Origin of the sequence: Piscicoccus intestinalis NBRC 104926 (genome assembly GCF_001515525.1) — a bacterium.
Lineage (GTDB): Bacteria > Actinomycetota > Actinomycetes > Actinomycetales > Dermatophilaceae > Kineosphaera > Kineosphaera intestinalis.
In genome coordinates, this window is sequence record NZ_BCNQ01000097.1 from 1 (window position 1) to 18,299 (window position 18,299).

The following is an 18,299-nucleotide window of genomic DNA, read 5'->3' on the forward strand; positions in this document are numbered from 1 at the left end:
GGGCTCCCGAGCCACGACGTGCCGCGCTTGGCCCGGCCCCGGCGGGGCGCCGCGGACAGCACCGCGACGAGCCCGCCCTTGGGCACCTTGCGGCCCGGCGCGGCCATGCCGGAGTTGCCGATGAACGCGCGCTTGCCGATCTTGACGTGCTCGACGCGCAGCCAGCCGCCGCCGAGTTCGTAACCGCCGATGAGCGTGTCGTCGGCGAGGAACGCGCTGTCGCCGATCGTCACCAGGTGCGGGATCATCAGGGCCGTCGACGATTCGACGTCGGCGCCGACCTTCGCGCCGAGCAGCCGCAGCCAGGAGCCGGTCAGCGCGCCGGAGTACAGCGGAAACAGCCACGTGCGGGCCTCGTCGAGCAGGCGGATCGTCATCCACGCCTGCCAGGCGCGCCGGCTCTGCACGGGGTAATGGCCGGGCTCCAGTCCGCGGGCCAGGGCCCGCACGAGGCCGACCACGGACGCCGCGAGCAGCGCGAACGCCGCTGGCGCGGCGATCGGCGACCAGGCCAGGGCGGCGCCGACGGCCGCCGGCACGCTCGCGGCGGTGCCGGGGGTGCTCACCCCGAGGAGCCGGCCGAGGCCCTCGATCAGCAGGATCGCCACGGTGATGCTCAGGGCGGGCAGGAGCGCCAGGAGGGTGCCGCCGGCCGCGTAGGCGAGCACCCAGACCGGCTTGTTGACGGGTTTGCGGTCGGCCCACGGGCCGCGGGCGGGGCCGAACCGGGTGGCCGGCGCCCCGGACCAGTACTCGGCGTCGGGCACGGTGCCGAAGATCGCGGCCTGCGGGGCGACCTCGGCGTCGGTGCCGATGACCGCGCCGGGCAGCAGGGTGCTGCGCATGCCGACCCGGGCGCGCCGGCCAACCTCGATCGGGCCGACGACGAAGCGGTCGCCGTCGAGCCAGTGCCCGGCGAGGTCGACCTCGGTCTCCACCGAGGCGCCGTTGCCGAGCGTGAGCCAGCCGGTGACCGGCGGCACCGAGTGCAGGTCGACGTGCCGGCCGACCCGGGCGCCGAGCAGCCGTGCGTACCAACGGTTCCCGGCGGCGCCGGCGAGCCCGGTGGGGCCGATCTCGTCGACGAGGCGTTCGGCGAACCAGACCCGCAGGTGCACGGCGCCGCCGCGCGGATAGGTGCCCGGCCGGACTCCGAGCAGCACGAGGCGGGCCAGAGCGGCTGCGAGCAGCATGCGCCCCGGCGGGAACAGCAGCAGGGCCCAGCCCAGCAGCAGCCAGGGCGACCCGCCGCCCAGGGCCGGCGTGCGGTCGGCCGCCGCCAGGCCGACGGTCGCGTCGGCGAGCCACAGCCCCAACCCGATCCAGGTGAGCCAGCGCAGGCCGCCGAGCCCGCGCGGGAGGAGCAGCCCGAGGCACTGCAGGGCGCCCGCGCGGCGGCGCACGGGGTCGACGTCGGCCTCGCCGCCGGGGGAGTGGGTGGCCTGCGACTGCTGGTCGTCGAGTTCGGCGGCCAGGGCGCGCAGCGTCGGGTGGTCGTAGACGTGGGCGACCCGGGCCCCGGCGAACCGGGTGCGCAGCACCGTGACCAGGTGGGCCGCGGACAGGCTCGACCCGCCGAGGTCGAAGAAGTCGTCGTCGATGTCGCGCACCGTGGCGCCGAGCACGTCGCGCCAGGCGCCGGCGAGCCAGGCCTGGGTGTCGGTGAGATCGGCGAGGTTGCTGAGGTCGGCGGCGGCGTCGTCGGAGCCGCTGGGGTCGACCAGGGGCCAGGGCAGGGCGTCGCGGTCGATCTTGCCCGAGATGCGGGTCGGCAGGTCGTCGACGACGGCCAGGCGCGGGACGAGCGCCGCGGGCAGGTCGGCGCGCAGCCGCGTCAGCGCCGCCTCCTTGTCGTAGGTCGCGTCGACCTTGACGTAACCGATGAGGATCTTCGTGCCGGAGGCGGTCTCACGCACCGCGGCGGCGCCGCCGAGCACGCCGGGCAGGTCGAGCAGGCGGGCGTCGAGTTCGCCGAGTTCGATGCGTCGCCCGCCGACCTTGACCTGGTCGTCGGCGCGGCCTCGGAACACCAGCCCCTGCCCGTCGAAGGTGACGAGGTCGCCGCTGCGGTAGGCGCGCTCCCAGCCCAGGGTCGGCATCGGCGCATACTTCTGCGCGTCCTTGGCGGGGTCGAGGTAGCGGGCGAGCCCGACTCCACCGATGACGAGTTCGCCGTCCTCGCCCTCGGGGACGGGATGGCCGGCCTCGTCGACGACCGCGAGATCCCACCCGTCCAGGGGGAGCCCGATGCGCACGGGCACGGACCCGTCGACCTGCGCGCCGCACGCGACGACGGTGGCCTCGGTCGGGCCATACGTATTCCAGACCTCACGCTGTTGTGTGTGGAATCGGGCGCCGAGCTCGGGCGGGCAGGCCTCGCCGCCGACGATGAGCAGCCGCACCTGCGCCAGCGCGTCGTCGGGCCACATCGCCACCAGGGTCGGCACGGTCGAGACGATCGTCACCCGGTTGGCCACCAGCCACGGGCCGAGGTCCATGCCGGAGCGCACGAGCGAGCGGGGTGCAGGCACGAGCGTGGCCCCGTGCGCCCAGGCCAGCCACATTTCCTCGCAGGAGGCGTCGAAGCCGACGCTCAGCCCGGCCATGACCCGGTCGCCCGGCCCGATCGGGTCGGCCTGCAGGAACATTCGCGATTCGGCGTCGACGAATGCGGCGGCGCTGCGGTGGGTGACCGCGACGCCTTTCGGGGTGCCGGTCGAGCCGGAGGTGAAGATGATCCACGCGTCGTCGGCGGGCTCGACCTCCCGGGGTTCTGCGGCCGCTGGGGCCTCTGGCGGGTCGTCGCCCGGCTCGGCGGGCTCTGGCGGGTCGTCGCCGGGCTCGATGGTCAGGTCGGCGCCCACGACGGCGGCCACCTGCGCCTCCCCGAAGACGAGCCGGGCGCGTTCGGGCGGGTCGTCGGCGTCGACGGGCACGTACGCGGCACCCGCGAGCAGGATCCCCATGATCGCGACGTACAGGTCCGTGGTTCCGGAGGCGATCCGCACCCCGACCCGGGCGCCCGCGCCGACTCCGGCGGCGGCGAGGTTCGCGGCCAACCACGCTGCGGCCTCCCGGAAGTCGGTGTAGCTGAGCACCTCGGCGCCGTTGTCGAGCGCGACGGCCTCCGGATGCTCGGTGCACACCTCCTCGAAGATGTCGACGAGCGTTCGCGGCTGGGCAGCGGTCTCGGCCCGGAGCAGGAGCGACACGAATCTCCTTCGGACGGCAGGCAGGTCCGGCGCAGTATCGCAGCCGCAGGTGAACGGGCGGCTCCTGACGCGCGTGGCTCACCGACATGACCCGCCAGTGGTCCCGACCCACCGCGCCCGGCTCCGGGGACGGCGTGGTGCCGGCGTCGAGGCGACCTGGTGCGCCCGGCTACATCGTCAGGCCGAACGCCCAGACGAGCAGTGTGGTCGTCGTCAGGGTGACGAGCACGATCCCGGCGAGGTTGAGGAACAGCCCGCCCTTGACCATCTGGCCGATCGTCACGTAGCCGGAGCCGAAGGCGATGGCGTTCGGCGGGGTGGCGACCGGGAGCATGAACGCGCAGGTGGCGCTCAGCGCGACCGGCACGCACAGCAACATCGGGTCGATGCCCAGGCCGATGGCGACGCCCGCCGCCACCGGCAGGAACGTCGCGGCGGTGGCGGTGTTGCTCGTCAGTTCGGTGAGGAAGAGCACCCCGGTCGTGATGACCGCGATGATGATGATCGACGGCAGACCGCCGAGGGCGCTGACGTGGCTGCCGATCCACTCGGTCAGCCCGGAGGACGTGAACTGGCTCGACAGGGCGAGCCCACCGCCGAAGAGGAGCAGCACGCCCCACGGCAGCTTGACGGCCGAGTCCCAGTCGAGCAGCCGCACGCCCCGGGCGGAGCCACCGGGAATCATGAACAGCAGCACGCCGACGATCATCGCGATGCCGGCGTCGGAGACGAACGGTTCTTCCAGGCCGAGCAAGTACTGCGAGATGAGCGGCACGAACACCCAGGCCATGGCCGCGAACACGAACATCGCCAGCACCCGGCCCTCGCCCTTGGACATCGGGCCGAGCTTGGCGAGTTCCTCGTCGAACAGCTCGCGGCCACCCGGGATGTGCTTGACCTCGGGCCGGAACAGCAGGTGGGTGAGCAGGAACCAGCAGAAGAACATGAAGACGACCGCGATCGGCACCCCGACGAGCATCCACTGGCCGAAGCCGATGCGGACCCCGAAGTTCTCGGCCATGTAACCGACGAGCAGGGTGTTCGGCGGCGTGCCGATGATCGTGCCGAGGGAGCCGATCGAGGCCGCGTAGGCGATGCCGAGCATGAGCGCGGTGCCGAAGTTCGACCGGACGATCGCGTCCTTGACCTCGTCGCTGTCGTGCGCCGCGTCCGCGTCGATGCTGCCGAGATCCTCGCCGGCGTGCTCCGCGCCCGCCTGGGCGACGAGCACCAGCACGGAGACACCGATCGGCAGCATCATGACGGCGGTCGCCGTGTTCGACACCCACATCGACAGGAAGCCGGTGGCGATCATGAAGCCGCCCACGATGAGCGTCGAAGAGGTGCCCATGACCCGCACGGTCAGCAGGGCGATGCGACGGTGCAGGTTCCATCGCTGCATCGCGAGGGCCAGGAAGAAGCCGCCCATGAACAGGAAGATGATGTTGTTGCCGTAGGACGCGCCGACGTCGTTGACCGAGATGTCGGTTCCCAACAGCGGGAAGATCACCAGCGGCAGCAGGGCGGTGGCCGGGATCGGCAGCGCCTCGGTCATCCACCAGATGCCGAGAAGAACCGCCGTCGCCGCCGTAAGCCGGGCGTCGTGGCCGATGTCCGGGAGGACGAAGTAGACGAGCACGGCGGCCGCGAACCCGCCGGCCAGCCCGAACATCTTGAGCCGGTGGGCGCCCGCGGGCTCGGCCTCCGCGCGCTCGCCGGGCGACTTGAAGTTGATCTCTTCGCCCCGGTGCGGGTCGGCGTCGAGGCCGTGTAGGTGATCACCAGGCTGGTGGGGGTGCGACACTGCGTCCTCCTCGGGTCCGGTGCGCGACAAGGTACCGGCTGAGCGAACGCCCCGCGGGTGTTTGGCGAGTTCCAGTTCGTCGGTTTCGTCGCCCGGGGACGCGACAAGGCCCGTCTCCCAACGGGGAGACGGGCCTTGTGTCAGACGCTCGCTACTAGAAGTTGATCATGTGGCCGGAGATGCCGTGCACAGCCTCCTTGACGGCCTCGCCGAGCGTCGGGTGCGCGAAGACGTTGCGGGAGACCTCGTCGGCGGTGAGATCCCACTGCTTGGCGAGGTTCATGACCGGCAGGAGCTCGGTCACGTCCGGGCCGATCATGTGGCAGCCGAGGATCTCGTTGTACTTGGCGTCTGCGACAACCTTGACGAAGCCGACGGCGTCGCCCAGGCCCTGCGCCTTGCCGTTCGCGCTGAACGGGAAGGTGGCGGTCTTGACGTCGTAGCCCTTGTCCTTGGCCTGCTGCTCGCTGTAGCCCATCGAGCCGATCTGCGGCTGGCAGTAGGTGGCTCGCGGGATAAAGTCGTAGTCGATCGGCATCGTCTCGGCGCCGGACAGGGTCTCGGCGGCGACGATACCCATGGCCTCGGCCACGTGCGCCAGCATCATCTTGGCGGTGACGTCGCCGATGGCGTACACCCCCTCGACGTTCGTGCGGCAGTAGTCGTCGATGGCGATCGCGCCGCGCTCCGTGAGCTCGACGCCGAGGCTGTCGAGGCCGAAGCCCTCGACCCGCGGTGCGAAGCCGATCGCGGACAGCAGCCGGTCGGCCTCCAGGACGTCTTCCTTGCCCTTGCTGGAGACGGTGACCTTGACACCGGAGCCGGTGTCTTCGACCTTCTCGACCTTGGTGCCGGTAAGCACCTTGACGCCGAGCTTCTTGTAGTGCTTGGCGAGCTCCTTGGAGACGTCGGCGTCTTCGGTGGGCACCATGCGGTCGAGGAACTCCACGATCGTCACGTCGACGCCGAAGTTCTTCATGACGTAGGCGAACTCGACGCCGATGGCGCCGGAGCCCGCGATGATGATCGAGCCGGGCAGGTTCTCGTCGAGGATCTGCTCCTCGTAGGTGACGACGTTCTTGCTCACCTTGACGCCCGGCAGCATGCGGGTGACCGAGCCGGTGGCGAGGATGAGGTTGTCGTAGGTGAGTTCGCGGCTGCCCTTGTCGCCCTCGACGGAGATCTTGCCCTTGCCCTGCAGGGTGCCCCATCCGTCGATCTCGGTGATCTTGTTCTTCTTCATGAGGAAGTGGACGCCCTTGACGATGCCCGCGCTGACCTGGCGGCTGCGCTTGTGCGTCGGGCCGTACGACATCGTGGCGTCGCCCTCGATGCCGAACTTCTTCTTCTCGCTGGTCAGCACGTGCGACAGTTCGGCGTTCTTCAGCAGCGCCTTGCTGGGGATGCAGCCGACGTTGAGGCAGACCCCGCCCCAGTACTGCTTCTCCACGACCGCGACGGACTTGCCGAGCTGGGCGGCACGAATGGCCGCGACGTATCCGCCGGGGCCCGCGCCGAGGACGACGACGTCAAAGTGATCTGCCATGGCGACACCTTATGTCCTCATCGGCGCGCGTCGCGCCCGCGCGGATAGCGGGATTGTCCGGCCCGGTTCGGTGGGTTCAGCCCGAGGTGACCTCTCGGGCCGCCAGCCGCGCGGCGTCGGCGGACTCGTCGTCGGGCAACGTCTGGGAGGCCCGTTCGGCGGCGACGCGCTCGCGGTACAACTCGACCTCGCGACGCGCCTGCTCGTCGCTCCAGCGCAGGATGGGCGCCATGATCGCCGCGGCGGCGGGGGCGGCGCCGACGCCCCGGTCCCACGCCTCGATCGAGATGCGGGTGCGGCGGGCCAGCACGTCGTCCAGGTGGCGGGCGCCCTCGTGGCTCGCGGCGTAGGCGACCTCGACGCGCAGATAGTCTTCGGCGCCCTCGAGCGGGAGCCCGAGTTCGGGCTCCGCCTCCACGAGCTCGAGCAGTTCGCGGATGCTCGACCCGTACCGGGCGAGCAGGTGTTCGATCCGCGCCGGGTGCAGCCCGCTGCGGGCCGCCAGCTGGTCGCGCTGGTTGCGGATCGCCCGGTAGCCCTGGGCCCCGAGCAGCGGCAGCCGCTGCGTGGTCGACGGCGGCACCTTGCGGGCGAGGCCGTTGACGGCCTCGTCGACAGCGTCCTTGGCCATGACCCGGTACGTCGTGTACTTGCCGCCGGCCACGACGACGAGGCCGGGGGCGGTGTGCGCGACGATGTGTTCGCGGGAGAGCCTGCTCGTGCTGTCCGACTCGCCGGACAGCAGCGGTCGCAGTCCCGCGTAGACGCCCTCGACGTCGGCGGGGGTCAGCGGGACCGCCAGCACGGAGTTGACGTGCTCGAGGATGTACTCGATGTCGGCGCTCGTGGCCGCCGGGTGGGCCTTGTCGAGTTCCCACTCGGTGTCGGTGGTGCCGACGATCCAGTGCCGGCCCCACGGGATGACGAACAGCACCGACTTCTCGGTGCGTAGGATCAGGCCGGTCTTGGCGTGGATGCGGTCCTTGGGCACGACGATGTGCACGCCCTTGGAGGCCCGCACCTTGAACGTGCCGCGCTCGTTGAGCATGCGCTGGGTGTCGTCGGTCCACACGCCGGTGGCGTTGATGACCTGCTTGGCCTTGATGTCGAACTCCGTGCCGCTCTCGCGGTCGCGCGCCTTCACACCGGTGACCCGCTCGCCCTGCCGCAGGAAGCCGGTGACCTCGATGCGGTTCGCGACCAGCGCCCCGAACGAGGCTGCCGTGCGGACGAGTTCGACGACGAACCGGGCGTCGTCGACCTGCGCGTCGTAGTACTGCAGCGCGCCGGTCAGGGAGTGCGGCTTGAGGCCGGGGAACAGCTTGAGGGCCTGGCGCCGGGTGAGCTGCTTCTGCAGCGGCAGCCCGGCGTCGGTGCCGCCGATCCGGGCCATGCCGTCGTACAGCGCCACGCCGGAGCCGATGTAGAACCGCTCCCAGCTGCGGGTGAACGGGAACAGGAAGGGCACGGGCCGCACGAGGTGCGGGGCGATGTCGGTGAGCAGGCGACCCCGCTCCTGCAGGGCCTCGGCGACGAGGCGGAAGTCGAGCATCTCCAGGTAGCGCAGGCCCCCGTGGATGAGCTTGGAACTGCGGCTGGAGGTGCCGCTGGCGTAGTCACGGGCGTCGATGAGGCCGGTCGTCAGGCCGCGGGTGACCGCCTCGAGCGCCGCGCCGGCCCCGGTGACACCGCCTCCGACGACGAGCACGTCGATCTCCGGACCGGAGGCCAGTTGCCGGATGGCGGCGGCGCGCGCCTGTGCCGACAGCGTCGACGGTGCGGACGGTGTCGAGGTCATCGACTCACCCTTTCGGTGCTGTGCCAACTCAGGCCGTAAGCCCCCCACGAGCTTCTGCCGTGAACCTACCCGGCCGCGAGGCGCTCAGCCAGGCAGCGCGCTGCCCGGTCCGGCGGTCGTGTCGACACGGCCGGCGCGGTGGTCGTGCCGGAGCGGCCTGCTCGGTGGTCATGCCGACATGGCTGGCCCGGTGGTCGTGCCGAAGCGGCCTGCCCGGTGCTCTCCCAGGTGGCAGGATCGAGCCGAACGCCAGGCGAGACGGTGAGGGACATGAGCGACAAGACGCAGAGCGGGAACTACTTCGAGGACTTCGCGATCGGCCAGGAGATCGTGCACGCCACCCCGAGAACGGTCACCGAGGGCGACATCGCGCTCTACGTGGCGTTGTACGGATCGCGGTTCGCCGCCACGAGCGCCGAGACGTTCGCTCGCGACCTCGGCTACCCGCGGATGCCCGTCGACTCGCTGCTTGCCTTCCACCTCGTCTTCGGTAAGACCGTGCCCGACATCTCCCTCAACGCCGTCGCCAACCTCGGCTACGCCGGCGGCCGCTTCGGGGTGCCGGTGTTTCCCGGTGACACGGTGACGACGACCTCGACGGTCATCGGGCTCAAGCCCAATTCCTCCGGCAAGAACGGCAACGTCTACGTGCGCTCCGTCGGCGTCAACCAGCATGGACAGACCGTGCTCGAGTACGTGCGCTGGGTCATGGTCAACCTGCGCACACCGACCGAGGACATCGGCGAGACCGTGATCCCGCAGCTGCCCGGCGCCGTGGCCGCGGACGACCTCGTCGTGCCGTACGAGCCGGGGGCCGTCTACGACGAGCGCATGCAGACCCTCGCCGGCAGCACCCACCTGTGGGACGACTACGAGCCGGGGGAGCGGATCGACCATGTCGACGGCATGACGATCGAGGAGTCCGATCACATGCTCGCCACGCGGCTCTACCAGAACACCGCGAAGGTGCACTTCAACCAGTTCGCGCAGAACGACAGCCGGATCGGGCGCCGTCTCATCTACGGCGGGCACATCATCAGCCTGGCCCGGGCCCTGTCGTTCAACGGGCTGGCCAACGCCCACGCGATCGCCGCGATCAACGCCGGCTCCCACAGCAACCCGACGTTCGCCGGGCACACGATCCACGCCTGGAGCGAGGTGCTCGAGCGCCTGGAGGTGCCCGGCCGAGCCGACGTCGGCGCGCTGCGGCTGCGCACCGTGGCGACCAAGGACCGGCCGTGCGCCGACTTCCCGTACCGCGGCGAGGACGGCAAGTACCTACCCGAGGTCGTGCTCGACCTCGACTACACGGTGCTGATGCCTCGCCGGTGAGCCGGTCGTCGGCGAGCCGATAGCTGAGCCGGTCGCCGGTGCGTCGGTGCGCCGGTCTTCGCGCCGCACTCATCGTGCCGCGGCCAGGGTGAGGCTGTGTGGGCGACCGGCGTCGTCGCGCCAGCTGAGCGTCGCCGGACCGGTGTTTGGGCCGGAGTCGGACGGGCTCGCCGAACCGAACACCGCGAGTCGCGATTGGTCGTCGTTCTCGAGGATTTGCGTCTGCACGCTCCAGGGGCGACCGGCGGCGGCCAGCCGCACGTCGGTGCTGCCGGAGGGCAGCACCCCTGCCGCCTGGTCGAGGGCCGTGGACTGCCCGGATGCCTCCTCGGGGGTGTCGCGCCAGCGGCACGCCGATGGCGGGGGTGCGTCGGGGACGCAGGAGCCTCCCGACGCCTGGACCCGCCACTGCGCCGACGGCTCCTCGTAGACCGTCGCCCACCGGGCGGGGGTGCCGAACCGCGCCTGGCGAAGCGGGCCGTTGAGGCCGTAGGCCGTCTGCGCGGACAGCCAGGTGAGGTTGTCGCCGACCGTCGGCCCAGCGCTCTGCTGCGCCACGAAACTCCAGCCTCCGGGGAGCTCGGTCACGGTCGTGCGCATGCTCGGGTCATCGCGAAGGGCCGTGGGCGCCAGGAACACTCCGATCCGCACGCGCGGATCGCCGGGCAGCGTGGTCACCGAGCCCGCGCCCCGGGAGTTGACCACGTCGTCGAGGTCGACGCTCCAGACCGGCTGTGCGGTGGCGCCGTCGACGCGCTCGACAGCCACCGTGCCCGCGCTGGTGGCGAGATCGCCCTGCCAGTGGACGTCGAGCCGGATCGGCGGCTCACCGACCTGCACCGAGGTGCCGTCGGCACCCTGCGTCGGGGCGGCCGTACCGCTGACGATGCTCGGACCGGCCGGCACCGTCGCGTTGCGGGCCCCCTGGACGACCGGGGAGACGACGGCCGCCAGCACCGCCACGGCCGTGACCGCCCCGAAACCCTGGGCCGCACGCCGGCGACGTAGGGCGACGCGACCGGCCCGCAGCACGCGTGTTTCGTCGACCGCCAGATCGGGCGGGGTGTCGAGCTCACCGATGAGTTCCGTGAGTTCCGGTGGGCGAGGTGTCATGACCGGCTCCCTTCGGCGGTGCGGTTGGTGGCGAGTGCGGCACGCAGGGTGGCGAGCCCGCGGGAGGTGGCGCTCTTCACGGCGCCGACGCTGATGCCCATCGCTTCGGCCGTCTGGGCCTCCGACAGGTCGTGGTAGTGCCGCAGCACGACGGCTGCGGGCTGGCGCTGCGGGAGGAGTTGGAGCAGGTGCACCAACTCGTCGCGCACCTCGATCCGCGCCAGTGCGGGATCTGAGCGACCGGTCTCCGGCAGGCCGGCGTCGGGGGCTGGCGCCTCGCGCGTGCGACGCCGCCAGGCGTCGGTGCGTTCGTTGACGAGGATGCGGCGGGCATAGGCGACCGCCTCCTCGGTGCGCACCCGCGGCCACGCCACGTATGTCTTGACGAGCGCCGCCTGGACGAGCTCTTGCGCCGCCTCGGCGTCGGCGGTGAGCAACCACGCGGTGCGCAGCAGCGACGGGCTCGAGGCGCGCATGAAGGCGCTGAACTCCGCGTCGCGGACGGCGGTTCTCATCGCGCTCTCCTTTGCTGACGGCGTTGGCGGAGGGGTGTGGCGGCTCGTGGCGGCACGTGGCGACCTTTGTCGGCACGGGCTGCTCTGCACCTGTCTGTACCTTCTCTACCGAGCAGCGGCGACAAAGGTTGCCTCGGTTGCCCGATGACTTGTCCTGTCGGTGGCGGCACTTAGGCTCGGGGGGTGCGTATCGATCTCCACACCCACTCGACCGCCTCCGATGGCACCGGCTCGCCCGCGCAGGTGGTGCGGGAGGCGGCTGAGGCCGGCCTCGATGTGGTCGCCCTGACGGATCACGACTCGACGCGTGGGTGGGAGGAGGCCGCCGCAGCAGCGCTGGAGCACCGCGTCGATCTCGTTCGCGGCATGGAGATCTCGTGCACGTATTGGGGCACCAGCATCCACCTGTTGAGCTACCTGCACGACCCGACCTTCGCCCCGCTGCTCGACGAGCTGGAGCACGCCCGCGAGAGCCGCGGCTCGCGTGCCCGCCGGATCGTCGAGCGAATCGCCGCGGACGTGCCGCTGGGCTGGGACGACGTGCAGGCCCAGGTCGAGTCCGGCGCGACCGTCGGGCGACCGCACATCGCCGACGCGCTCGTCGCGCGCGGAGTGGTCGCCGATCGGCGCGAGGCCTTCGACCGCTTCCTGCACAACGGCTCGCCCTACTACGCCTCGCACTATGCGATCGAGGTGGTCGATGCCGTCGAGCTCGTCCTCGCCGCCGGGGGAGTGCCGGTGTTCGCGCACCCGTTCGCGCAGTCCCGCGGCCGGATCGTCGACGAGTCGGTCATCGCGATGATGGCCGACGCGGGGCTGGTGGGCATCGAGGCGCACCATCCGGATCACACCCCGGCCCAAACCCGCCGCGCACTCGACGCCGCCCGGACGTTCGGGCTCGTCGTCACCGGCTCCAGCGACTATCACGGAGACGGCAAGCCGAACCGCCTCGGTGAATGCACCACCTCGGTGGAGTCGTTGGAGGCCATCCTCGACGCGGCCTCCGGTGTGCCGCTGGTCGCCGGTGAGGCCGACGCCGCCACGCCCTGATCACGGCCGCAGCGGCCGGCCGTCCCGTGCCCACCACCGGGCCGTGCCAACTACCGGCCGTCCGACTCCGGACACGGCGAAGCGCCCCGGACCGGGAGGGAGAGGTGGTCCGGGGCGCTTGCGTGACGCCCTGAGGGGGGAGGGGTCGGGCGTCGGGAACGAGTCGGCCGCCTCACAGAGGGGCGGAGACGGACGCTCGGAAGTCGGTCAGCTCAGGTGCTCGACCCGCTCAGATCCGCGGCCGGCGCGGGCCGCCAGGGCGGACAGGCCCACGGCGATGCCGCCGATGACGGAGACGGCGACGGTCGGCAGCGACTGCGCGACCCACAGGCCGGGCAGCGCGACGACGGTCAGAGCGAAAAAGCCGATGGCGAACGCGAAGACCCGAGCCCCATCACGGGCCTGCGCGGAAGAAGTGGACTGCATGATGTTTTTCCCCCAAGTTTCTGCAGTGCCGAGTCGCAGACGGTGGAACGTAGGTTGTCTGCGGTGCGGCCCCCCAGCCGCGCCCCGGCGTCTTGGACGACTGTATGGGACTAGCTGAACGCACGTCCAGCTGATCCCGTCATCTGAGATGCGAGCGCCCACCACCGAGCCGGATCAAGCAGCGAAACAGGGTGGGGCCGAAGTGTCTTCGGCCCCACCCTGAGTCGGTCGGTCGGCGTGGGGGAGTGCTTGTCAGCCCTCCTGGCCCTCGCCGCTGCGCTCCACGCGACGGCCGCCGCGGGTGCGTCGGCGGCTGCGCTGACGCCCATCGCGGACGCTGCCCTCACCGGCCTCCTCGCCCGTCGCTCCGTCCGCGCGGGAGCGGCCGCGGCCGCGTCGCGACTCGCCGCGAGTGCCGTGCCCCGAGCCGCGACCTCGGCCCCTGGAGTCTCTGGAATCCCTGGAATCCCTGGAATCACGGTGCGTTCGGCTGCTGCCGCCGGAACGGCCCGTTTCCCCGAGGTCCTCGACGACCTCGGCCTCCAGGCCGGCTCTCGTGCGTGCCGACTTCGGCAGGCGCCCGGTGACGGAGGGGTCGATGCTCAGCTCGGTGAACAGGTGCTCGGAGGAGGAGTAGGTCTCCTGCGGGTCGGGGATGCCCAGGTCGAGGGCCTTGTTGATGAGGCCCCAGCGGGGCAGGTCATCCCAGTCGACGAGCGTGATCGCGACGCCCGTGTGGCCGGCCCGCCCGGTGCGGCCGGTGCGGTGCAGGTAGGTCTTCTCGTCCTCGGGGCACTGGTAGTTGACGACGTGCGTGACGTTCTCGACGTCGATGCCGCGGGCCGCCACGTCGGTCGCGACGAGGATGTCGACCTTGCCGTTGCGGAAGGCCCGCAGCGCCTGCTCGCGCGCGCCCTGCCCGAGGTCACCGTGGATGGCCGCGGCCGCGAACCCGCGCTCGCTGAGCTCCTCGGAGACCTTGGCGGCGGTGCGCTTGGTGCGGGTGAAGATGATCGTCAGGCCGCGGTCCTTGGCCTGCAGCACGCGGGCGAGCAGCTCGACCTTGTCGAGCGCGTGGGCGCGGTAGACGAACTGTTCGATGGCGGCGACGGTCTTGCCCTCGTCGCCCTCGGTGAGCGCGCGGATGTGCGTGGGCTGGCTCATGTAGCGCCGCGCCAGGGCGACCACTGCGCCGGGCATCGTCGCGGAGAACAACATGGTCTGCCGCGACCCCGGGATCTGGGCGAGGATCTTCTCGACGTCGGGCAGGAATCCCAGGTCGAGCATCTCGTCGGCCTCGTCGAGCACCACGGTGCGCACGTCGGACAGCGCGAGGTGGCCCTGCTTGTTGAGGTCGATGAGGCGTCCCGGGGTGCCGACGATCACCTCGACGCCGCGGCGCAGCGCCTCGATCTGCGGTTCGAACGCGCGCCCGCCGTAGATGCTCTCGACGCGGATGCCCCGGCGCTTTCCCGCGTTCTTCAGATCCCCCGTGACCTGCGTGCACAACTCGCGGGTGGGCACCACGACGAGGGCCTGCGGGCGCCCCGGGTGCAGCAGGGAGTCGAACCCGGCGTCGCCGGGCGCGACGACCTTGTTGAGCAGCGGCACCCCGAATCCGAGGGTCTTGCCGGTGCCGGTCTTGGCCTGGCCGATGATGTCGCTGCCGCTCAGCGCGACCGGCAGGGTCATGGCCTGGATGGGGAAGGGGTAGACGATGCCGACGTCGCTGAGGGCGCCGACGATGTCGGGGTGGACGCCGAAGTCGCCGAACGTGGGCTGCTCCGTCGTCGTGGTGGTTTCGCTCATGTGAAGGTCTCTCGATCGATGACGCCCGGGGCTGCGCGCCGCGGCGTGGCGGTCAGGGCCGATCGGAAACGTTCAGGTCGCGCCGGGAGGGCGGGACCGGTTGGGTGGTACCAGGTGTCGTTCGCGCCGCACCGACCGCGCAGTCACAGCAAGTCGCAGTCAGGGGGCCGAAGAGCAATGGCCTGGGATGTCGTGTCGGGCCGACCGGGCACCTGTTGACGCGTCCATGATACCCGCCTGTCGGCATGAGGACGTTCTGCCCGGTTTCCGCGGGTGTTGCGGCGCCGCCCGCGTCGGAGAAGTGAGAGCCCCGGCGGGCGCCGGGGCTCTCACTTCTCGGGTGCGTCCGATGGGACGCGGGGGTGTCGGTCAGACGCGGGTGCGTCCGGCCGTGACCCGCATGTAGATCGCGATGAGCACGACCGCCACGGCGACACCGGCGATGATGCCGGGGATCGACAGCGCGCTGGAGCTGGCGCTGGTCAGCGTGGCGACGAGCCACGAGCCGATGGCCGAGCCGAGGATGCCGAGCACGATGGTCATGACCACCGAGATGTTCTGCTTGCCCGGCATGACGAGCCGTGCGAGGGCGCCGATGATGGCACCGATGATGATTGCGGTGATGATGGTCCCGATCACGGGTCCACTTCCTTCCTGACGTCCGGTGGTGTTTTCCGGTGGTGAACCCACTCGCGGAGGCGATTGGGCGCACCGATGACCCTTAAACGGTGCCCACGTCCGACGTCGAATATGCGTGATTGGTTGCGTGTCGACCGCTCGCAATCAGATCGTTGCAATGGCCTTCGGAGCCGGTTCGCCCGCACGTCGGTGCGCTCGGCGAATTCCTTTACAGCTGACCGAAACCCACGCCGCCCTTGCGCGCGGTGCCGATTTCGACGTACGCCAGGGTGCCGGCGGGCACGAGGACGACGGTGCCCTTGCGGTCGACGAGACGCAGTGGGCTGCCTGACGACAGGCTCTGCGACACGGCCTTCTCCACGCTCTCGGGGCTGTCCTCGCTCTCGAGCGTGATCTCCCGCGACGTGTGCTGCACGCCGATCTTGACCTCCATGGCCATCTCCTCTCTGGGCGGGGCAGCTGGCCCCGCGCGGATGCTGTCGGTCCGGGGGCGCCGACGGGCCCCGGACGTCCCGGTCCAGGGTAGACAGCCGCGCGACACCGACTCCGCTACGGGGTGGCGCGTTGGCCCGGCTTGGCGTCGCCGTCGGTGCGGGGCAGCCCGCGCATGCCGCGCCACGCGAGCTGGGAGACCAACTGCACCGCCTGCGCCTGCGGCATCTCCTTGCCGGTGGCGAGCCAGTGGCGCGCGGCGACCTGGGCCATGCCGACGACCCCGGTGGCCAGCAGGAGCGCCTCGTGATCGGAGAAGTCGGTGTCATGGCGGATCAGCTCGGCCACGGCCTGCGCGCAGTGTTCCTGGACGACGTCGATGCGGCTGCGCACCTCCGGGTCGTTGACCAGGTCGGACTCGAAGACGAGCCGGTAGGCGCCGCTCTTTCGCGCGACGAACTCGAAGTAGGCGCTGATCGTCGCCTGGACCCGCTCCTTGTTGTCCTCCGAGGACTGCATGCTGGCCAGCACCTCGGAGATGATCTCCTCATCGGCCGTGTCCAAGAGCGCCAGGTAGAGCTCGCGTTTACCGGGAAAGTGTTGGTAGAGAACCGGTTTGGAAACTCCGGCGCGTTCGGCGATCTCGTCCATGCCGGCCGCGTGGTAGCCGCGGTCGACGAAGATCGCCTGCGCGGCCTCGAGCAGTTGCGCGCGCCGCGCCGAACGGGGGAGACGCACACCCCGGGCCGTGCTCATGGGTAGCTCCTCGGTCGCCACGACACTCCTGCCGTCAAGAGGTCCGAGTCGGCATCCTAACCGGCACCACGGGCTCCCGGGAGGCCTTCGCGGAGCCCTTCGAGGGTGTGGCTGCCGGCGGACAGCGCCCCATCGGAGCAGTTCGCGGCGGGTGTGGCCGCGCTCGGGCAATGGCCCGGAGTGTCGCGGCGCGAGTCTTGTCGGTGCTCGGTGATGTCATCGACCTCGTGATCAACCAGGCAGTCTCCGACCCCCGCCCCGCACCCTCGCGCGACGGCGCGACACCGTCGTGGTCTCTCCTCGACGACGCCCAGCGCCGGGGAGCCGGCGCGGGCCCCTCGGCCGCCGCGAACCGCTCCCGCACCGGCCGCGTCCGTCGCGTGCTCGGGGCTCCGGGCACGGGCAAGACGACGGTGGCTCTGCACCGGGTGGGCCAGGCCGTGACCGCGGAAGGGCTCGACGTGCAGCAGTGCCTCCTCATCGCCCCGAGCCGGGTGCGGGCCGGGGTGCTGCGGGAGCGGCTGACTCGCATGCTCGGTGGCACGACCAGCCACGTCACCGTGCGCACCATGGAGTCCCTGGCGTTCTCGCTGGTGCGATCGCGAGCCGCCGGGCAGTTCGACACGCTGCCGCAGCTCATCACGGGTGCCGAGCAGGACGTGATCCTCGCCGAGTTGATGAGTGGGCACGCGCTGGGGTCGGGGCGTGGGCCCGCGTGGCCCGATCACCTGCGCGAGGCGGCGGGTACCCGAGCCCTGCGCGGGGAGCTGCGCGAGCTGCTCATGCGGGTGGCCGAGGAGGGGGTCGACGCCGGGCAGCTGCGCGACCTGGCCCGGCGCCACGGGGTGCCGGCCTGGTCGGCGGCGGCCGACGTGCTGGCCGAGTATCAGGAGGTGACGGCCCTGGCAAGCCCGGGAGCGGTCGACGCGGCGGGGCTGCTCGCCCAGGCCCTCGACTGCCTCGGCGACCCGGAGGCCGTGTCGCGCCTGCTCGGGCAGCTGCGGCTCGTCGTCGTCGACGACGCCCAGGAGCTGACCGCGGCGGGGGTGCGATTGTTGCGCCGACTCGGTGAGCTCGGCGTCGAACTCGTGCTCGTCGGCGACCCCGACGCGGCGACCCAGGCGTTCCGCGGGGCGCGTCCCGAGGCGCTCGGTTCCTCGTGGGACGTGGGGGGCGATGCGGGGCGCGCTGCTGGGGGCGGCGCTGCCGATGGGCCGGTGGCCGCGGACGAACTGGTGGTGCTGCGCCGGTCATACCGGTCCGGGCCCGCGCTCGGCGAGGTCGCGAGCCGGGTGAGCGCTCTCGTCGGTGCCGCGGGCGGCGTGGCGCACCGGCGACCCGAGACCGTCCGGGAGGGGGGCCGCCTGGAGGTGGCGGTGGTGCCGTCGGCGGCGGCCCAGGCCCGGCACGTGGCCACGCTGCTGCGTCGGGCACACCTGCTCGACGGGGTGCCGTGGGAGCGACTGGCGGTCATCGTGCGTACCGGCGCGCAGGCTGCTTCACTGCGTCCGGCGCTCGCCGCCGAGGGCGTGCCGGTCACGGTGCCCGGCGCGCGGGTGCCGCTGCGGGAGGAGCCCGCGGTCCGACCGCTGTTGACCCTGCTGCGGCTGAGCCTGGCCGAGCGCCCCACCCTCGACGCAGCAGGCGTCACCGACCTGCTGGTCTCACGGGTCGGCGGCAGCGACTCCCTCGGGGTACGGGCGGCGCGGCGAGCGCTGCGCCGGCACGAGTTGACCGCCGGCGGCGCCCGCAGCAGTGACGAACTGCTCGTCGCCGCCGTGCTGGGCGCGGCCGCAGGGCCGACGGTGCCGACGGTGCCGAGGGTGCCGAGGGTGCCGGCGGTGCCCGCGCCGCTCGCGCGGATGGG

Annotated in this window: 14 protein-coding genes; 3 read left to right on the forward strand and 11 right to left on the reverse strand. The window is 71.6% G+C overall.

Features of this window, described 5'->3' with window-relative positions:
• The 4 genes from PINTE_RS14675 to PINTE_RS14690 form a co-directional block, all read right to left on the reverse strand.
• Positions 1–3,212, reverse strand: a 3,212-nt coding sequence (locus PINTE_RS14675) for a non-ribosomal peptide synthetase (protein ID WP_245642965.1), incomplete at its 3' end; no start/stop codon positions are given.
• 169 nt (positions 3,213–3,381) lie between these two features.
• Entirely contained in the window at positions 3,382–5,016 is a 1,635-nt protein-coding gene (locus PINTE_RS14680; RefSeq protein ID WP_068432203.1) for an SLC13 family permease, read from the reverse strand.
• 154 nt (positions 5,017–5,170) lie between these two features.
• Complete coding sequence (gene lpdA, locus PINTE_RS14685; protein ID WP_068432206.1) at positions 5,171–6,562, reverse strand: dihydrolipoyl dehydrogenase; 1,392 nt, start codon at positions 6,560–6,562, stop codon at positions 5,171–5,173.
• A gap of 76 nt (positions 6,563–6,638) precedes the next feature.
• The gene (locus PINTE_RS14690) at positions 6,639–8,360 is read right to left on the reverse strand and encodes a glycerol-3-phosphate dehydrogenase/oxidase (RefSeq protein WP_068432209.1); all 1,722 of its coding nucleotides are present in this window, start codon (positions 8,358–8,360) and stop codon (positions 6,639–6,641) included.
• 270 nt (positions 8,361–8,630) lie between these two features.
• Here PINTE_RS14690 and PINTE_RS14695 point away from each other — a divergent pair, with 270 nt between their 5' ends.
• On the forward strand, positions 8,631–9,692 hold the full coding sequence (locus PINTE_RS14695; protein WP_068432213.1) for a MaoC family dehydratase: 1,062 nt from the start codon (positions 8,631–8,633) through the stop codon (positions 9,690–9,692).
• A gap of 69 nt (positions 9,693–9,761) precedes the next feature.
• Here the strand turns inward: PINTE_RS14695 and PINTE_RS14700 are convergent, their stop codons facing one another.
• A complete protein-coding gene (locus PINTE_RS14700; RefSeq protein WP_068432215.1) occupies positions 9,762–10,805 on the reverse strand; it encodes a hypothetical protein in 1,044 nt (347 codons plus the stop codon).
• Entirely contained in the window at positions 10,802–11,320 is a 519-nt protein-coding gene (locus tag PINTE_RS14705; RefSeq protein ID WP_068432218.1) for a SigE family RNA polymerase sigma factor, read from the reverse strand. Before PINTE_RS14705 ends, PINTE_RS14700 begins: the two co-directional genes overlap by 4 nt.
• Positions 11,321–11,503: 183 nt before the next feature.
• Between PINTE_RS14705 and PINTE_RS14710 the strand changes: the two genes are divergently transcribed.
• Positions 11,504–12,370 carry a PHP domain-containing protein gene (locus PINTE_RS14710; protein WP_068432221.1) on the forward strand — a complete coding sequence of 289 codons (867 nt, stop codon included), beginning with the start codon at positions 11,504–11,506 and terminating at the stop codon, positions 12,368–12,370.
• A 207-nt stretch (positions 12,371–12,577) separates the two neighbouring features.
• Here PINTE_RS14710 and PINTE_RS14715 read toward each other — a convergent pair whose 3' ends face one another.
• The 5 genes from PINTE_RS14715 to PINTE_RS14735 all read right to left on the reverse strand — a co-directional run bounded on the left by PINTE_RS14715 (position 12,578) and on the right by PINTE_RS14735 (position 16,432).
• On the reverse strand, positions 12,578–12,796 hold the full coding sequence (locus PINTE_RS14715; RefSeq protein ID WP_068432224.1) for a hypothetical protein: 219 nt from the start codon (positions 12,794–12,796) through the stop codon (positions 12,578–12,580).
• Between the two features lie 252 nt (positions 12,797–13,048).
• Complete coding sequence (locus PINTE_RS14720; RefSeq protein ID WP_068432227.1) at positions 13,049–14,605, reverse strand: DEAD/DEAH box helicase; 1,557 nt, start codon at positions 14,603–14,605, stop codon at positions 13,049–13,051.
• A 369-nt stretch (positions 14,606–14,974) separates the two neighbouring features.
• A complete protein-coding gene (locus PINTE_RS14725) occupies positions 14,975–15,244 on the reverse strand; it encodes a GlsB/YeaQ/YmgE family stress response membrane protein (RefSeq protein ID WP_068432231.1) in 270 nt (89 codons plus the stop codon).
• A gap of 208 nt (positions 15,245–15,452) precedes the next feature.
• Positions 15,453–15,677 carry a DUF3107 domain-containing protein gene (locus PINTE_RS14730; protein ID WP_068432234.1) on the reverse strand — a complete coding sequence of 75 codons (225 nt, stop codon included), beginning with the start codon at positions 15,675–15,677 and terminating at the stop codon, positions 15,453–15,455.
• A gap of 116 nt (positions 15,678–15,793) precedes the next feature.
• Positions 15,794–16,432 carry a TetR/AcrR family transcriptional regulator gene (locus PINTE_RS14735; protein ID WP_068432237.1) on the reverse strand — a complete coding sequence of 213 codons (639 nt, stop codon included), beginning with the start codon at positions 16,430–16,432 and terminating at the stop codon, positions 15,794–15,796.
• A gap of 227 nt (positions 16,433–16,659) precedes the next feature.
• On the opposite strand from PINTE_RS14735, the gene PINTE_RS14740 reads away from it, so the two are divergent.
• Positions 16,660–18,299, forward strand: a 1,640-nt coding sequence (locus tag PINTE_RS14740) for a UvrD-helicase domain-containing protein (protein ID WP_169798541.1), incomplete at its 3' end; no start/stop codon positions are given.